Genomic DNA, 17,479 nt, shown 5'->3' with positions numbered 1-17,479 from the left:
AACTTGTCAGCGCTTAGCTGTCGTCTTCCGTGAAGTTCGTTGGTAATTGCTTTTTCATTTCGTTCCAGATCAACGCACTTTCCATACCATAATGACGAATCACTACTGGTAGTTGCTCACGCTGGCCACTTTCACAAGTTTCGAGCAATTGATGGTAAAACTTCAGAGCTAGCTCACGAGAAGCTGGATTTGAGAAGTAGTAGCTACCGACACGATCGTAGAGCTTCTTCAAACCATTAAAGATCAAACCGTAAATTTGATTTCCTGAATGGAATGCTAGGCGCTGGAAAAGCATATAATCGTAAAAGTTGAACGTTTTAGCAATCAAGATTTCTTGACGCTTCGCTTCATCTTTCTCGTTATCTTCTTTCACATTCTGCAGAACTTTTTCAGCATACGGCGAAGAAGCGATGAATTCGTCCCAGGAAGCCGCATTCATTAAAGCTTCACAAGATTCGATTACGTTCTTAATTGTACGCTCAGAGCTCTCTTTGTTCGCTTTAAATGCATAGCGCATAAAGATAGGACTGATGTTAGTACGTGCCGCAAGCAGATCTTCTACAATGTTTGTCGCATTATCAACGTCTAGCGTCATTAAAGTATCCAAAATATGCAGACCAGAGGTCTCCATAAATTGGTTAACTTTCGTAGGTTTGCCGTGCTGGATAGTCAACCATCCGTCACGGGCTAGTCGTTGAAGAACCTCTCTTAAAGTCGTTCGAGTAACACCAATCAGTTCGGACAGCTCGCGCTCAGCAGGTAAAATTGAGCCTGGAGGAAAACGGCCGTTCCAAATGCTCTCGATAATATATTTTTCTGCGAATCCCGCAGGGCTTTTCGCCTTTATGACCATTCTACTTTTTATCCAATATTGATTTCTGAGGGTCGATACTACTCATCATACCACTACTTAGCGGTTTGAGAAAATTTACGATCAATAGTGGAAACGACTCCATAACATAGAGTTAATACTCTATATGTTGTGTCAATTTAAGAGGCTCTAACATGCGAGCGAAAGCAGTAAAATATGAATTTTCATTTAATTAAACAGCTCACAAATCTCGGAGAAATAAAGACAACCGTGTCACATTTTTATATTCAAAATATGAAAAATTACTTTGTATATCACAGTTAATATTCTTTCTTAATTTGCCTTTTCTCGTCACTGACCGTCATTTAAAATCCAAGAGGATTTTTTTAAGACTTTCATGGTATAGTAACGCCGTTTTGATCGCGTTATTACATTTAAAAAGTCATTTTAGTCGGTAGCATCACGTTTTGTTATTGACTAATAAATGCCTGAGTGTAGAGTTTGCGGTCGAAAGTGAGCGGTGCTTGAGTTCAGGGGAAGTAACTTGGCAAGACTACAATAAACAAAGGATTGTTGTTTTACTAAGTTATTGTTTTTAAAGACTAGTTAATAAGTCTAACAAACAGATACTTAAGCACTATTGTAGTGTCTATTCATAATTTTGTTATAAAGAGAATTATCATGCCGATATCGCTCGGAAACGCTTTTATCAAGAACTTCCTTGGTAAAGCGCCTGATTGGTACAAAGTTGCCATTATAGCCTTCTTAATAATTAACCCGATTGTATTCTTCCTAATAAACCCATTTGTAGCTGGATGGTTGTTGGTCGCTGAATTTATTTTCACGCTAGCAATGGCATTAAAATGCTACCCATTACAACCTGGCGGTTTACTTGCTATTGAAGCCATTGCTATCGGCATGACTAGCCCTGCGCAAGTTAAGCACGAATTAGTAGCAAATATCGAAGTACTGCTACTTCTGGTATTTATGGTTGCGGGCATCTACTTCATGAAGCAGCTATTGCTGTTCATTTTTACCAAAATTTTACTTGGCATTCGCTCTAAAACCCTACTATCACTCGCGTTCTGCTTTGCTGCGGCATTTTTGTCTGCGTTTTTGGATGCCTTGACGGTTATCGCCGTTGTTATCAGCGTGGCGATCGGCTTTTACTCTATCTATCACAAAGTGGCGTCTGGTAACCCTATCGGTGACCATGACCATACACAAGATGACACGATCACTGAACTAACGCGTGATGACCTAGAAAACTATCGTGCCTTTTTGCGCTCTTTGTTGATGCATGCTGGTGTAGGTACTGCCTTAGGTGGCGTAACCACGATGGTTGGTGAACCTCAAAACTTAATTATTGCAGACCAAGCGGGTTGGTTATTTGGTGAATTCCTAATCCGTATGTCTCCAGTGACACTCCCTGTATTTTTCTGTGGTCTCATCACTTGTGCTTTAGTTGAAAAGCTTAAAGTGTTTGGCTACGGCGCGAAGCTTCCTAACAACGTTCGTCAGATCCTCGTCGATTTTGACCGTGAAGAGCGTAAAACGCGAACAAATCAAGATGTCGCAAAACTCTGGGTTCAAGGTCTTATTGCGGTTTGGTTGATCGTTGCACTCGCTTTGCACTTAGCGGCTGTCGGCTTAATTGGCCTTTCTGTGATCATTTTAGCGACCGCATTTACTGGTGTCATTGAAGAGCACTCCATGGGGAAAGCGTTTGAAGAGGCCCTGCCCTTCACTGCACTGCTTGCAGTATTTTTCTCGATCGTTGCTGTAATCATTGACCAAGAGCTGTTTAAACCAGTCATCGATGCGGTGCTTGCCGTTGAAGATAAAGGTACTCAGCTAGCTCTGTTCTATGTGGCGAATGGCTTATTATCTATGGTGTCGGATAACGTGTTCGTTGGTACGGTTTACATCAATGAAGTAAAAACTGCACTCATTGAGGGTCTCATTACTCGTGATCAGTTCGACTTACTGGCGGTGGCAATCAATACTGGTACTAACCTGCCTTCTGTTGCAACGCCAAACGGTCAAGCGGCATTCCTATTCTTACTCACATCGGCTCTCGCTCCATTAATTCGTCTGTCTTACGGTCGAATGGTTATCATGGCGCTGCCTTACACCGTCGTTCTTGCGATTGTCGGTCTGATGGGAATCATGTTCTTCCTAGAGCCTGCAACAGCTTCTTTCTACGAAGCTGGTTGGATTTTACCTCATAGTGGTGATCTGACTCCCGTAGTATCCGGTGGTCACTAAAATTTGAGTTGATTAGGAAACTTATCCACGATAAAAAGCTCTGAGTATTCAGAGCTTTTTCTATTTCAGACAGGAACAAAAACGTGACTATTTTAAATTCACTTAACCAGTTTTCAAAGGGACGTTTATCGTGGCTACTGCTTCTGCTATTCGTCGTTTTCTTTGAAGCATGTGCCCTCTATTTTCAGCACGTCATGATGCTTGCACCATGTGTCATGTGTATTTATGAAAGAGTCGCGATGATGGGAGTGGGCGTCGCTGCAATGGTTGGTATATTGGCACCCAAGAACCCAATTTTCCGCTGGCTAGGTTTGATAGGCTGGGGATTAAGTGCTTACAAGGGTTTGTTACTTGCGATGCAGCACGTTGACTACCAGTTTAATCCATCACCATTCGCGACTTGCGATTTATTCGTCACATTCCCCAGCTGGGCTCCGCTCAATCAGTGGGTTCCTTGGATGTTTGAAGCATATGGTGATTGCTCTAAGGTTGTGTGGCAGCTCCTTGATTTATCAATGCCACAATGGTTAGTAGTAATTTTTGCAGGCAATTTAATCGCTTTGGCATTAATTGTAATTGCACAATTCTTCCCAGCAAAACCCGTTAATCCAATTCGTTAATCCTACTGACGCGTAAAAATTAACAAAAAGCCGACCATCTGGTCGGCTTTTTGTTAAGTGGATAGCGCGGCGATTCGCTTTAGCCGCGTGATTGACCACAGCACTGCTTGAATTTTTTTCCGCTCTCACAAGGACAGGGATCATTGCGCCCGATACCTTTGAATGGGTTTAGGCTTTGAGCTTTATTGCCTACCATTAACTCATCCGCGCCCAGCGCGACTTCACCGACCATTAAATCAAGCTGATCGACTAAATCTGTCAGGGCCGGTGGCGTTTCAATACCTGCGTCGCGCATCTGTTGCTGCGTTGCTGGCTCATCGATAGCCAGCATCAAAGTGGTCAGTAATGCTTGCAGCATACGCTGTAATCCATCATTGAGCTCAACGTCTTGCCATTGTTCTTCAATCATTGGCCAAACAGACATAAAGCCTTCGGCAAAATCAGCAAGTTGTTCAGGTTCTTTGCCTGTTAGCTCTAGCACGGAATATTCGTTTCGTTGAATTCGGTTATGCTGCTTGTGAATTTGCTCTTCCACAGCTGGTTGAATCGCTTTGAATCCCTCACCTAATAGCGGCTCTAACCACTTTTCAGGAGCGAGTGGTTTTGTCGTCAGATTCGCAGCTAACACTGCGCCTTCGATAAATAGGCAAGATTCATCGACGTGAACTTCACCTTTTTCAATCAATGTGTATTGCATGACATCTGGTTTCCCATAAATTTGGCGGCATTATACCTCAGAGCTCAAAAGCACGTAACCTAACGTTGTGTGTTTGACGGCATTGGGGTCTTCGAGTCTTTTAATGACAAACTTAACTTACATCGCTACAATCGCCCTCTTTTTTACCACCAAACTGTATTAGGCAAGCTATGCGAGTTGTACTAGGCCCAATGGAAGGCGTTTTAGATCATTTGATGCGCCAAATCCTGACCGAGATAAACGACTATGACCTGTGTGTTACGGAGTTTGTTCGCGTAATCGACCAGCTATTACCCGATCATGTGTTTCACCGTTTATGCCCAGAGCTGTTGCAAGGTTCTCAGACTGCATCTGGTGTGCCAGTACATGTGCAATTGTTGGGACAAGAACCGAACTGGATGGCTGAGAACGCAATTAAAGCGGCAAATCTTGGCGCAAGAGGCATTGATATAAACTTTGGTTGCCCAGCCAAAATGGTCAACAAAAGTAAAGGTGGAGCAGCGCTACTCCAACATCCAGAGCTCATTCACCGTGTGGTTAAAGCTTGTCGAGAAGCCGTTCCAGAAGCCATTCCCGTAACTGCAAAAATTCGTCTTGGCTGGGAAAACCCTGAAGATTGCTTTGAAATTGTCGATGCCATTCAGTCTGCTGGCGCAAATGAATTGACCGTACACGCACGTACTAAACAAGGTGGTTATAAAGCTTCTGAGATAAAATGGGATTACATCAACCAAATTCGCGAACGTTTCTATATCCCACTGATAGCGAATGGTGAAATTTGGAATTATGAAGACGGTCAACGTTGCATTGAAACGACTGGCGTTAACTCTTTGATGGTGTGCCGAGGCGCTTTCAATATCCCTAACTTAGGCAATATGGTAAAACATAACCACCAGCCAATGTCATGGCCCGAGGTGGTTGAGTTGCTCATCTATTACTCCAAGTTTGAGATGAAAGGCGATAAAGGCTTGTATTACCCAAACCGCGTAAAACAATGGTTCTCTTATTTGCGTCAGGCTTATCCTGAAGCAAAAGACCTATTTAGAGAAATCAGAACGTTCAATAAAGCCGCACCAATTGTTGAGCATATTCAACGCTACCGCGATGACTTAAACTCTCAGGTTGCATAACTCCCGAACACAAAAAAGGACGAATATCTCGTCCTTTTTTGTACCTAAATCCTAGTAACAGATCTTATTTTTGCCGGTACTTTTGGCTTGATATAACTTTTCATCCGCCGCTTTAAACAATTCATCAAAGTTCTCTACTCGGCTCTCTTTACTAAACACCACACCGCCAGAGATCGTAAAGCCTTCTTTCGTTACGCGTATCGAGCGCTCATCTATGGCTTTTTTTACTCTGTCTAAAATGAGTTTAATGCCTTCTGAATCTTCGTCATAAATCGCTAAAACGAATTCTTCGCCACCAAACCTTGAGGCAACATCGGTATGGCGAATATTTTCACGTATACATTTTGCAACAAGCTGAATTGCAGAATCACCGACATCATGACCATAGGTGTCGTTGATCTTCTTGAAGTTATCAATATCGAACACTGCTAAAGCAACCTGTTTTTTTGTCATCTTATTACGCCACACGGTTTGCATACCTCGACGATTCAATAAGCTGGTCATTGGGTCTCTTGCTGCCAGTTCTTTAAAGTAACGTCGCTCGCTATGCATATTCACATAGAACAAGACGACGGTACTCAGCACGTAAATAAATAGTGCGACAATAAGGCTGTATTTTTCAAAAACCGCTAGGTTCTTAGCTTCATCCCAAAGGTTGTACTCGTAGTACATGCTGTGATTCGCACTCAATCGCTCTAACTCGACTGGTTTGGTTCGTGTACTGTTTGAAGGAATGGATTGTAAATTGGAAACCAAATGAAACTGACCTACAAGACCTAGCGACGAAGCCATAAGCGTATTGATGTCAAAATCAATAGACAAAACACCTTGGTGTTCTCCTTTCTCATAGACGGGTACCGTCATACTAATGACTTGACCTTCCATCGAGTCCAACACAGGCCCTGGTCCAGCCAAGGTAATGTTCACTTTATCTTGCGCGGTTTTTTGCCAAAAAGGTCGGGCTTTTAGCGTTGACAAAAGCTCTCTTGTGAAATTTTTTGCGTAGGTATCGGGTGAGGAGATAACGTAACCGCGCTTGTCAATGTAATGGATTCCAACAATGTGCGATTCAATATCGTGCAGAAATGACAATGACGGCGCAAAACCCGCCTTTTGTTCAGCTAACTGGTTAATCGTTGAACCTTGCTGACATAAGCTTTCGTCCCCTACGATCATATAATCAAGGTCAACCGCAGGTAACCCTTCACTATAAACACTTTCGAGTAATAACACATCTATAGGCCAAAGATAACAAAGCCCTTCTTTGACTAAAGAATTATGTTCTTCAAACAGTGGGTTAGCGTAATTGGTATAGTTGGTGAAGCTGTAATCTAAAGCCGTGAGTACTTTAATACCGCGAGACATTGCACGCTCGATACGCGAATACTCAGAATCGATATAGCGGTTAACCGCATCATAGTAATTTTTCGTTGTCACGAGTAAAACCACTACAAATAACGCCAGAGGAAAAAAGATGACAAATGAGAGGCTAAATCGCCTTTGGTTTACCATTGAGTACCATACATATGAAAGGTCAATAGTCTCTTATGACTGCTATTAAATTGATACTCGTTATCTGGTGACGCATGCAATGCAGCACCAGATAACAAGAGACCAAACAAATGTGTGCGCGCTGTTTGAGACCGTTTATATATTAAAGGAGTTTAATCAATATAGAGTGTGGTGTCACTTTAGTCGCCATAATTTGCAGCTCTGTGCAGACATATTGACAGAGATATGACCTTTATAATCAACCTGTTCTGTGTCATCTAACAACGATACAACTTGGCTAACCTCCAAGCCCAGTTGCCACATAGGTAAATCGATTGAACATTCATTACCACTGAGATTAATCATAACAACGACTGCTTCACGACCTAGTACACGTGCGTACGCCAACTGGTTGTTAGTGCAATGCAGCCATTGAATACAGCCCGACTGTAAAGGCTTACATTGTTTACGTATCTTGATCCATTGTTGGTAAAGCGATAGCCATTGTGAACTTTCGATTTCATTCCAAGGAAAACAGCGACGATTATCCGGGTCTAGACCTCCTTCTAGACCGACTTCACTCCCGTAGTAAATACAAGGCGTGCCAACGTAAGTCATAAGCATTGCTAGCGCGATGTTCATTTTACGCTTATCACCATCAACCAATGTGATAAACCGAGCAGTATCGTGACTATCGAGTTGATTTAGCTGCGATAGCTGATTAGAAAATGGGATTTTTGCTCTGGCTTCGTCCAACCATGCTTTAAACTCCAAACCATCAATGTTGATTGGATCGTACATAATGTCTTGTCGTGCGATAAAAGCTCGGACTGGATGAGCAAAACCGTAGTAGTTCATCGCCCCATCCTCTTGATCACCTTGCAACCACTGCGTTGCTTCAAAAAAGTGCTCACCTAACACATAAGCATTCGGTTTTACTGACTTAGTCGCATTACGAAACGCTGCCACATAATGAGCATTGTTTTTCGCGCCGTCCCCTTCGCCAAGCATATGAATTACATCAAACCGCCAGCCATCAACCAAGTACGGTGGCTTCAGCCAGTACTTGATGACAGACTCTTCACTTTGGTAGATGTAGTCGCGCACCTGTTCATTTTCGAAGTTCAGAACCGGTAAGTTACCAATGCCTTTCCAACCAATGTAGTGATTGGTTTCGCCTTCGAAAAAGTAGTAATCACGGAACTTTGACTGCGGATTGCCATATGCTCCTTCTCCTTTTTGTTGGATATCAAACCAAGGATGATGCACTGACGTGTGGTTAAACACCGCGTCTAAGACAATCTTCATATTCTTACCACGGATTTTCTCACACAGTTCAGCAAACTGATCGTTGGTGCCGAACATAGGGTCAACAGTGAAGTAATCAGTGGTGTCGTATTTATGATTACTTGGTGAAGAAAAGATCGGATTGAAATAAAGCGCAGTAACGCCGAGCTGTTCAAGATAGTCCAACTTTTGTTCTACACCTTTGAGGTCGCCGCCAAAGAATTCACGTGCCCCGGTATTTTGGTGAGAGCCTACCGCGTCTCCCCACGCCTTGACGACCGATGCAGAATCATACTGAACATAAGCGTGGCGAATATCAGACTCACTTTTACTAGCAGAAAAACGGTCAGGAAAGATTTGATAGAAAACTTGCTCTTGGACCCAGCTTGGTGGTTGATGGTTTACATTCAACTTAAAGTGGAACTCTTTGGGTGGAATACGCTTTTGCACACCCCGTGCATCGAGCCAGTATTGTTGTCCGTCTTTGAGGATCTTAAACACATAATGTGTGACATCTCGATCTCGATTTGGTCGAAACGATGCCTCCCATAGTAACAATTCCCCAGCTGTTCCAATTTGAGCCATGTCGACCAGATATTCTTCATTGTCCGGCTCAATACGCACATAGACGGAATCAAAATCCAATGTCTCGGTTTTCAGTCTGACTGTAATTTGCTCGTCATTAAAAGCTAAACCATCAATAGTTTGACTATGAAAAATAAATGGCAGGTTCATTATGGGCACTCCTCGTCATCGGATATGCCACTATGTTATTGAAGAATTAGAGACAAGAAATCCTCCTTGCGAGTTGACATATCAGCCAATTTTCTCAAGGAGGATCACACTTAGTAGGCGTAGTGACTTGTCGGATACCGCTTAGTTCAACAAGAGACTGTCATCTGCCAGCTCTTCACCACGCACTTTGGAGAACATATCCAACAAGTCTGGTACTTGCATGTTAGCGCGCTGCTCTCCAGCCACATCAAGCACAATTTCACCTTGGTGAAGCATTACGGTCCTATCGCCACATGCTAATGCGTCTTTCATCGAATGCGTCACCATCATCACTGTTAAATCGAACTCATCGACAATACGTTTAGTTAAGTCGATAACAAACGCCGCCATACGAGGATCAAGCGCAGCCGTGTGTTCATCAAGCAATAACAGCTTACTCTCCGATAACGTCGCCATCACAAGGCTAACGGCTTGTCGTTGTCCACCAGACAGCAACCCAATGCTATCACCCAAGCGGTCTTCTAAACCAAGACCGAGGATGCTAATTCGCTCTTGGAACAGCTTGCGACGTTTAGTAGAGAGCGCCAATCCCCAGCTGCGTTTTTTACCACGCATGTGCGCTAGAGCCATGTTCTCTTCTATCGTCAGTTCACCACAAGTCCCGGCCAATGGATCTTGAAACACTCGGGCACATTGCGTCGCACGTTGGGCTACCGTCTGCTTGGTGACGTCTTTGCCATCAATGATCACCTGACCACCTATCATCGGCGTCTCACCTGTCACCGCACCAAGCAACGTGGATTTTCCTGCACCATTAGAACCAATCACGGTAAGAAATTGATGCTCTGGAACCTCTAAAGAGACGCCTTTCAATGCACGATTTTCCAAAATCGTCCCAGGGTTGAACGTGACCTGAATATTATTTAGTTCGATCATAATGCCTCCCCAGAACCATTTTTTGATGCCGCTTGTTTAGCATCAGTAACGCGTTGTTTCGCTCTCATGCTCTGTTTTAGCTTTGGAGCAATAAGCGCCACAGCCACCAATACTGCGGTAACAAGGTTGAGGTCTGAAGCTTGTAAACCAAACATGCCAGAGCTCAAAGCGAAAGCCACTGCAAGGCGATAAAGTACCGAACCGATGATGACCGCAAATACCGCAACCCAAATCTTGCGCCCGGGAATAAGGGTCTGCCCCAAAATCACAGCTGCCAAACCAACGACAATGGTGCCCACGCCAGAGGTCACATCCGCAAAGCTGTTCGTTTGTGCAAACAACGCGCCTGCGAATCCCACAAACCCGTTGGATAAAGCCAAGCCAAAGTAGGTATAAAAGCCAGTGCTCGCCCCTTGCGCAGAAACCATACGCGCATTCACACCCGTCGCTCGTAAACCAAGACCAAAGTCGCTGTTCAGCAGGCGAATGACAAAGAAAGCGGAAAGAAGAACTAAGACCCCAACAACCAGAGGGCGAATAAACATCGCATCGCCCAATGCTTCAAACGGAGTGAGAATAGTATCCTCTCCAAGCAACGCCATATTAGGTTTGCCCATAATACGAATATTAATTGAAAATGCAGCGATCATGGTAAGAATGGAAGCTAACAGGTGTAAAATACCACACCGAATAGCCAGAAAAGCGGTTACCCACCCCGTCATACTACCAGCTATCATCGCCATTATTGTCGCAAGCCAAGGATTAATACCTGCGACAATCGCCGTTGCAGCCACCGCAGCTCCCATTGGAAAGCTGCCATCCACACTCAAATCGGGGAAATCGAGAACACGGAACGTAAGATACACACCCAGAGCGACTAGGCCATAAATCAAGCCAATTTCGAGTGCGCCAAAAAAAGCAAATGCAGACATAACTGCTCCTTTCTGCATGCTCAGGCTGGCTAATACCAACCTGAACGTAAGACTTCTAACGTATACTCCCCCTTCTTCTCTAGCAGAATGCTCTACACGAGAAATCCGGCGAGTATCAATTTTGGGGCAAGCCTCTACCAACCAACGTGACAGGCTTAACCCCAAAAAGCGTTACTTATTGCATGCTTGTCGCACGTTCAACCACAGAACTTGGCAGCTTGATACCGAGCTTAGATGCTGCGCTTTCATTAATTACAAGGTCAGAGCCCGTCGCGACTTTTACATCCAGCTTGCCTGGTTCTTGACCATCAAGAATCGCCGCCACGTAATCCGCGGTTTGTACACCAACCTGGTAGTAGTCAAAACCTAAGCCTGCAATAGCACCCTTTTCGACATACGACGTCGCGCCACCAAATACAGGTTTCTTCGCTTGATTCGCTGCCACAATCATCCCTTCAATCGCACTTGCAACTGTATTGTCTGTTGGGGCGTAAAGAATGTCTGATTTCGCTGCAATCGCTTGAGTCGCAGACTGAACATCAGCACTTTTTAGTGCGGTCGCTTCAACCACTTGTATGCCTTTTGCTTTTGCGCTTTCTTTTAGTAATTCAACTAAAGTCACGGCATTAGCTTCACCGGGATTAAATACAACCCCGATGCTTTTCACCTGAGGAAGAATTTCTTGGATGAGATCGACATGCTGAGCAACGGGGGAAAGATCAGACAGGCCAGTTACGTTTTTACCTGGTTGTTCCATCGACTTAACCAATTTCGCACCAACCGGATCTGTTACCGCAGTAAAGACAACAGGAATAGAGCGAGTAGCCGACACCAAAGCTTGTGCCGAAGGTGTCGCGATGCCAACTAACACATCAGGATTTTCGCCGACGTACTGACGGGCAATTTGCACCGCAATCGCTGGATTACCCTGTGCGGTCTTATAATCAAATTCTAGATTTTTGCCTTCTTCGTAGCCTTTCGCTTTCAAACCATCAAGTAACCCTTGGCGCGTCGCGTCTAACGCCGGGTGTTCGACAATCTGTGAAACTGCGACAGTTGCAGTGGCGGCCAGTACATTGGTAGAAGAGAAAATAGCAGTAGCTGATAGAACGGCAGTGGCTAATAAACGTTTCGTTTTCATCATAACTCCTTGATGTGACTTCGTCCTTGTTTCACGAGCTTTCAATATGTGTATCGACTCGTGAATTCAAATGTTTGAAGGCGGTATTGTTGTGTTCATATAACTGTGCACTTCTTGCGCATCTTGTTTTTATTATTACTACTAAGTCTTAGTAAAGAAAAGAAAGATTTAACACTAAAGCAACATTTGTGATCGGGGGGACTTCTTCATCCGGAAAGAATCTTTGGTAAACAAAGCTTCGCTCGCTTCATCAACGACCGTCAAAGTAGGTAATAGAGGCAGGATCAAAAATGGAGCGGCCAGTGCACACTCCATTTCAAACAATTTAAATTAGAACCAACGCTCTAATGACGATTTATCGAGCTGGCGAAACGCTCGGTTCAGTATTATCGCAAGCTCTTTGTAACGAGGGCGAGCTTTGACAGGCTCTAATGCAAAACCTGTTTCCACAATTTTTTGATGCAACTCCCGATACCAAGAGGCCAAAGAAGGCGGCAATTTCGTGTTGGATCGAGCACCAAGCCACCAAATGCCTTGAAGTGGCAAGCTAATCGCAAACAAGGCAACAACAATGGATTGAGGTAACGCGTGGTAATTGTTGAATGCCATTTGAGTGAGTACGCTGATCGCAGCAACGGCCGGCATGACTTTAATGCCAAAGCGAGTCGCCTTAATGATACGCTGTTCCGGAAATATGGCGCTTAGCTCTTTACGAACTGGCCAGATCTCCATGTAATTCTGGCCATCTTTCAGGCTATGGATCAATCCGACTTTATTACTCATACCGCTCTCTCACTAAAAAATAGTTGAACATTTCAACTGAAGGTACAAAAAATTGATGAAAGTTAATATTCTTTCAAATTTTTTTTGTTATCATTGCTTATTATCGCTATCCTTTGCAGACCCTCAATCTCATTGTTGCTGTTATTTACAATTTAAGCAACTCCGAGATATCTATCTGCACGGATCGCATCATAGTGATGGAAGGGTTCATCACTATTTCTTTATATGGAATTAGAACAATTTTTGACCAGGATTAGTACGCAGCCTTCTGGGTATCGGCTATTCTTGTGATTAATTTTTCATTCTTTAACTGATTTTTTTATCAGACGAATAACAGGTAGTCATACATGTCTAAGCTAGTTTTAGTTTTAAACTGCGGTAGTTCTTCTCTTAAATTTGCCGTTGTTGATGCCGAGAACGGCGACGAGCACTTGTCAGGTCTTGCTGAGTGTCTTCACCTTCCTGAAGCTCGCATCAAGTGGAAACTTGATGGCAAGCACGAAGCTCAACTAGGCAATGGTGCAGCTCACGAAGAAGCACTAGCGTTTATGGTAGAAACTATTCTTGCTTCTAAGCCAGAGCTTAAAGCTAACCTAGGCGCAATCGGTCACCGTATCGTTCACGGCGGCGAGCAGTTCACTCAATCTGCACTAATTACTGATGAAGTTCTAAAAGGTATTCAAGACGCTGCAACATTTGCACCTCTTCATAACCCTGCTCACATCATCGGTATCGAAGCGGCTAAGAAAAACTTCCCAGAGCTGAAAAACGTTGCTGTATTTGACACTGCGTTCCACCAAACTATGCCTGAAGAGTCTTACCTATACGCTCTTCCATACAACCTATACAAAGAACACGGTATCCGTCGTTACGGCATGCACGGTACTTCTCACTTGTTCATCACTCGTGAAGTTGCAGGCCTACTAAACAAACCAGTTGAAGAAGTAAACATCATCAACTGTCACCTAGGTAACGGCGCATCTGTATGTGCGATCAAGAACGGTCAATCTGTAGACACTTCTATGGGTCTTACTCCACTTGAAGGTCTGGTAATGGGTACTCGCTGTGGCGACATCGACCCTGCTATCGTCTTCCACCTACACGACGCTCTAGGTTACTCTGTTGATCAAATCAACACGATGCTAACTAAAGAGTCTGGTCTTCAAGGTCTAACTGAAGTGACTTCTGACTGTCGTTTCGTTGAAGACAACTACGGTCAAAAAGAAGAAGCAACACGCGCAATGGACGTGTTCTGCCACCGTCTAGCTAAATACGTTGCTGGCTACACTGCTTCAATGGAAGGCCGTCTAGACGCAATCACTTTCACTGGCGGTATCGGCGAGAACTCTGGCCCTATCCGTGAAATGGTTCTAAACCGTCTTGGCATCTTCGGTATCGAAGTAGATAGCGAAGCTAACCTTAAAGCTCGCTTCGGCGGCGAAGGCGTTATCACGACTGAAAACAGCCGTATCCCTGCAATGGTTATCTCTACTAACGAAGAGCTAGTCATCGCTGAAGACACTGCTCGCCTGACAGGTCTTTAATTGAATTCCTGGCTAGCCACTCGGCTAGCCAGATTTTCATTCAAACGAATTTCTTAGGGGCTCAACTCCTATTCTTCGAGCTTCATGGAATAAGAGTTGAGCTTTTATCCCCCAAATAGCTAAAGGTACTCTACGAATGTCTCGTACTATTATGCTTATCCCTACTAGCGCAGGCGTTGGCCTAACAAGCGTTAGCATGGGTGTTCTTCGCGCTATGGAGCGTAAAGGCGTTAAAGTTTCTTTCTACAAGCCAATCTGTCAGCCACGTTCAGGTGGTGATCAGCCAGATCTGACTTCAACTATCGTTGGTCGTAACAGCGATATGAAGATCGGTGAACCAATGGCGATGTCTGTTGCTGAAAGCCTAATCGGTAACGACAACATGGACGAGCTGCTAGAAACCGTTGTTGAACGTTACAACCAAATCAACAAAGACGCAGACGTTACGCTAATCGAAGGTCTTGTACCTACTCGTAAGCACCCATTTGCAAACCAAGTAAACGCGGAAATCGCGGCAACACTTGGTGCAGAAATCGTGCTAGTTGCGACTCCAGGTACTGATAACCCTGCGCAACTGAAAGAGCGTATCGAAGTAGCATGTTCTAACTTCGGCGGCACTAAAAACAAAAACATCTCTGGTGTTATCATCAACAAGCTAAACGCTCCTGTTGACGAAGCTGGCCGTACTCGCCCTGACCTATCTGAAATCTTTGACGATGCAGACAGCGCGAAACAAAACGAATTGAAAGTGATGGAAATTTTCAACACTTCTCCAATTCGTGTACTAGGTTGTGTGCCATGGAGCATTGATCTGATTGCGACTCGTGCAATCGACATGGCTAAACACCTGAAAGCAGATATCATCAACGAAGGTGACATCAACACTCGTCGCATCAAGAGCATCACTTTCTGTGCACGTTCTCTGCCAAACATGATTGAGCACTTCAAACCGGGTTCTCTACTTGTTACTTCTGCAGACCGTCCTGATGTTATCGTTGCTGCTTCTCTTGCTGCAATGAACGGTGTGGATATTGGTGCAGTACTGCTAACTGGCGGTTACGATATCCCTAGCGAAATCGAAGGCCTATGTAAACCAGCATTCGACACTGGTCTACCTATCTTCAAAGCACAAGGTAACACTTGGCAAACGTCTCTAAACCTACAGAGCTTCAGCATCGAAGTACCTGCAGACGATAAAGAGCGTATCGAGTTCATCAACGAACACGTTGCTGGCCACATTGACGGTAACTGGATCGAGTCTATGACTGAAGGCACTCAGAAGTCTCGTCGTCTAAGCCCACCAGCGTTCCGTTACCAGCTAACTGAACTTGCTCGTAAAGCAGGTAAGCGTATCGTTCTTCCAGAAGGTGACGAACCACGCACAGTTAAAGCAGCGGCAATCTGTGCTGAACGCGGCATTGCAGACTGTGTACTTCTAGGTAACCCAGATGAAATCCGTCGCGTAGCGGCTCAACAAGGCGTTGAGCTAGGTACTGGTGTAACCATCATTGATGCAGATGCTGTTCGTGAAAACTACGTTGCTCGCCTAGTTGAGTTGCGCGGTGCTAAAGGCATGACTGAAGTTGTGGCTCGTGAGAAGCTACAAGATTCAGTATTCCTAGGCACAATGATGCTTGAGAACGACGAAGTTGACGGCCTAGTTTCTGGTGCTGTTCACACTACGGCGAACACTATCGTTCCTCCGTTCCAAATCATCAAGACGGCACCAAATGCGTCTATCGTATCTTCAGTATTCTTCATGCTTCTGCCTGATCAAGTACTGGTTTACGGTGACTGTGCAATCAACCCAGATCCAACTGCTGAACAGCTTGCTGAAATCGCTATCCAATCTGCCGACTCTGCAGCAGCATTCGGTATCGAACCACGCGTTGCAATGATCTCTTACTCTACTGGTGAATCTGGTAAGGGTGCAGACGTTGATAAAGTACGTGAAGCAACAAAACTGGCTCAAGAGAAACGTCCTGATCTTATCATTGACGGTCCTCTACAGTACGACGCTGCTATTATGGAAAACGTTGCTGCTTCTAAAGCACCAAACTCTCCAGTTGCAGGTAAAGCGACAGTATTTGTATTCCCAGACCTAAACACGGGTAACACAACTTACAAAGCGGTACAACGTTCAGCTGACCTAGTATCTATCGGTCCAATGCTGCAAGGTATGCGTAAGCCTGTAAACGACTTGTCTCGTGGAGCGCTAGTAGACGACATCGTGTACACCATCGCTCTAACAGCTATCCAAGCAGACCAAGAAGCTAAATAATCGCTTCTGACATCTAGTTAGATATAGATACAAAGCCCTCGATTCGTCGAGGGCTTTTTCTATTGCTGGCCAGAACACTTATTTGTTTTTTATACCAATCACTGCACAACCTATAATTACTGGTGCGCAAAGCTTTTCTCCCTATCGCCCCACCACACCTAATCGACAATGCTCGCGCTTGTTCTTACACCGATTGACCCATTCCCCAAAATACATTGGCTCCAAGGCAGCACGGCCCCTGTTCAATTTATCGGCATTATTTACGTTTTAGCTAAACTTTTTTGCTAGGAAATACGTAAAAGCTACTGCAATGCACAAACTCATTGACTGCTAAGGAATATATATGAAGGATTTCATCAATACATCACTGATAAAGTTTGGTTTAGCTGCGTTTCTGATTAGTTTTTCTTCATTCAGCTTTTCCGCCTCGAGTATTAAAGGCGTCGATCAAGATATGTCCGGAGGAACGGTGACCGCTGAAATGGCTCATGCTGATGACAATGGGTGGATGGTTGTCCACCGAACAGACGAATCAATGAAGCCTGGTCCTGTTATCGGCTACGCTCCGTTAAAAATGGGAAAGAATGAAAACGTAAATGCAATTTTGATGGAACCAGTAGAATCAGGCGATATGCTGATGTTAATGGTCCACGGAGAGAAAGGTGGCATGAAGACTGGTGTGTTTGAGTATACGCTCGGCGCTAAAGAGGACGGTCCTGTAAAAGTGGACGGAAAGCTAGTGATGGACATCGTACGCGCTAAGTAAGGTGGCGATGAATGAAAAAGTAAACTTCCTACTCCCGGTATTTAGATGACACAAAAG

At 44.4% G+C, this 17,479-nt stretch carries 14 protein-coding genes; 6 read left to right on the top strand and 8 right to left on the bottom strand.

What is annotated here, in order from left to right:
• Positions 1 to 13 precede the first annotated feature (13 nt).
• Positions 14 to 853, bottom strand: coding sequence for a fatty acid metabolism transcriptional regulator FadR (gene fadR, locus R7P67_RS12570; protein WP_005380824.1), 840 nt, complete (start codon positions 851 to 853; stop codon positions 14 to 16).
• Between the two features lie 639 nt (positions 854 to 1,492).
• Here fadR and nhaB point away from each other — a divergent pair.
• Together nhaB and dsbB are read left to right on the top strand one after the other, a co-directional pair.
• Positions 1,493 to 3,079: a Na(+)/H(+) antiporter NhaB gene (gene nhaB / locus R7P67_RS12565; RefSeq protein WP_005380822.1), complete on the top strand. Its 1,587-nt coding sequence runs from the start codon at positions 1,493 to 1,495 to the stop codon at positions 3,077 to 3,079.
• An 83-nt stretch (positions 3,080 to 3,162) separates the two neighbouring features.
• Entirely contained in the window at positions 3,163 to 3,699 is a 537-nt protein-coding gene (gene dsbB, locus R7P67_RS12560) for a disulfide bond formation protein DsbB (protein ID WP_031781113.1), read from the top strand.
• 79 nt (positions 3,700 to 3,778) lie between these two features.
• On the opposite strand, the gene R7P67_RS12555 is transcribed toward dsbB, so the two are convergent.
• On the bottom strand, positions 3,779 to 4,396 hold the full coding sequence (locus R7P67_RS12555; RefSeq protein ID WP_005380818.1) for a YecA family protein: 618 nt from the start codon (positions 4,394 to 4,396) through the stop codon (positions 3,779 to 3,781).
• A gap of 170 nt (positions 4,397 to 4,566) precedes the next feature.
• On the opposite strand from R7P67_RS12555, the gene dusC reads away from it, so the two are divergent.
• The gene (gene dusC / locus R7P67_RS12550) at positions 4,567 to 5,526 is read left to right on the top strand and encodes a tRNA dihydrouridine(16) synthase DusC (RefSeq protein WP_167415359.1); all 960 of its coding nucleotides are present in this window, start codon (positions 4,567 to 4,569) and stop codon (positions 5,524 to 5,526) included.
• A 51-nt stretch (positions 5,527 to 5,577) separates the two neighbouring features.
• Here the strand turns inward: dusC and R7P67_RS12545 are convergent, their stop codons facing one another.
• From R7P67_RS12545 to yfbV, 6 genes are all read right to left on the bottom strand, one after another.
• On the bottom strand, positions 5,578 to 7,038 hold the full coding sequence (locus tag R7P67_RS12545) for a sensor domain-containing diguanylate cyclase (protein ID WP_318085999.1): 1,461 nt from the start codon (positions 7,036 to 7,038) through the stop codon (positions 5,578 to 5,580).
• Between the two features lie 174 nt (positions 7,039 to 7,212).
• A complete protein-coding gene (gene malZ / locus R7P67_RS12540; RefSeq protein ID WP_262653389.1) occupies positions 7,213 to 9,039 on the bottom strand; it encodes a maltodextrin glucosidase in 1,827 nt (608 codons plus the stop codon).
• A gap of 141 nt (positions 9,040 to 9,180) precedes the next feature.
• Positions 9,181 to 9,975, bottom strand: a complete 795-nt coding sequence (locus R7P67_RS12535; protein ID WP_005387275.1) for an ABC transporter ATP-binding protein — start codon at positions 9,973 to 9,975, stop codon at positions 9,181 to 9,183.
• The gene (locus R7P67_RS12530) at positions 9,972 to 10,907 is read right to left on the bottom strand and encodes an ABC transporter permease (protein ID WP_213874807.1); all 936 of its coding nucleotides are present in this window, start codon (positions 10,905 to 10,907) and stop codon (positions 9,972 to 9,974) included. The genes R7P67_RS12535 and R7P67_RS12530 overlap by 4 nt, the downstream gene beginning before the upstream one ends.
• Before the next feature lie 175 nt (positions 10,908 to 11,082).
• Positions 11,083 to 12,048, bottom strand: coding sequence for an ABC transporter substrate-binding protein (locus R7P67_RS12525; RefSeq protein WP_017633858.1), 966 nt, complete (start codon positions 12,046 to 12,048; stop codon positions 11,083 to 11,085).
• A gap of 330 nt (positions 12,049 to 12,378) precedes the next feature.
• Positions 12,379 to 12,831 (bottom strand): terminus macrodomain insulation protein YfbV, encoded by a 453-nt coding sequence (gene yfbV, locus R7P67_RS12520; protein WP_005380809.1) that lies wholly within the window; start codon positions 12,829 to 12,831, stop codon positions 12,379 to 12,381.
• 347 nt (positions 12,832 to 13,178) lie between these two features.
• On the opposite strand from yfbV, the gene R7P67_RS12515 reads away from it, so the two are divergent.
• The 3 genes from R7P67_RS12515 (at position 13,179) to R7P67_RS12505 (ending at position 17,422) form a co-directional block, all read left to right on the top strand.
• A complete protein-coding gene (locus R7P67_RS12515) occupies positions 13,179 to 14,375 on the top strand; it encodes an acetate kinase (protein ID WP_005380807.1) in 1,197 nt (398 codons plus the stop codon).
• A gap of 136 nt (positions 14,376 to 14,511) precedes the next feature.
• Complete coding sequence (pta, locus tag R7P67_RS12510) at positions 14,512 to 16,656, top strand: phosphate acetyltransferase (RefSeq protein ID WP_005380805.1); 2,145 nt, start codon at positions 14,512 to 14,514, stop codon at positions 16,654 to 16,656.
• Positions 16,657 to 16,999: 343 nt separating this feature from the next.
• A complete protein-coding gene (locus R7P67_RS12505) occupies positions 17,000 to 17,422 on the top strand; it encodes a hypothetical protein (protein WP_005387269.1) in 423 nt (140 codons plus the stop codon).
• Positions 17,423 to 17,479: the final 57 nt, after the last annotated feature.

The sequence above is a fragment of the Vibrio sp. Vb0937 genome (assembly GCF_033338855.1).
Note: the sequence above shows the minus strand (reverse complement) of the source record. Positions and strands in the feature narration are given on the sequence as shown.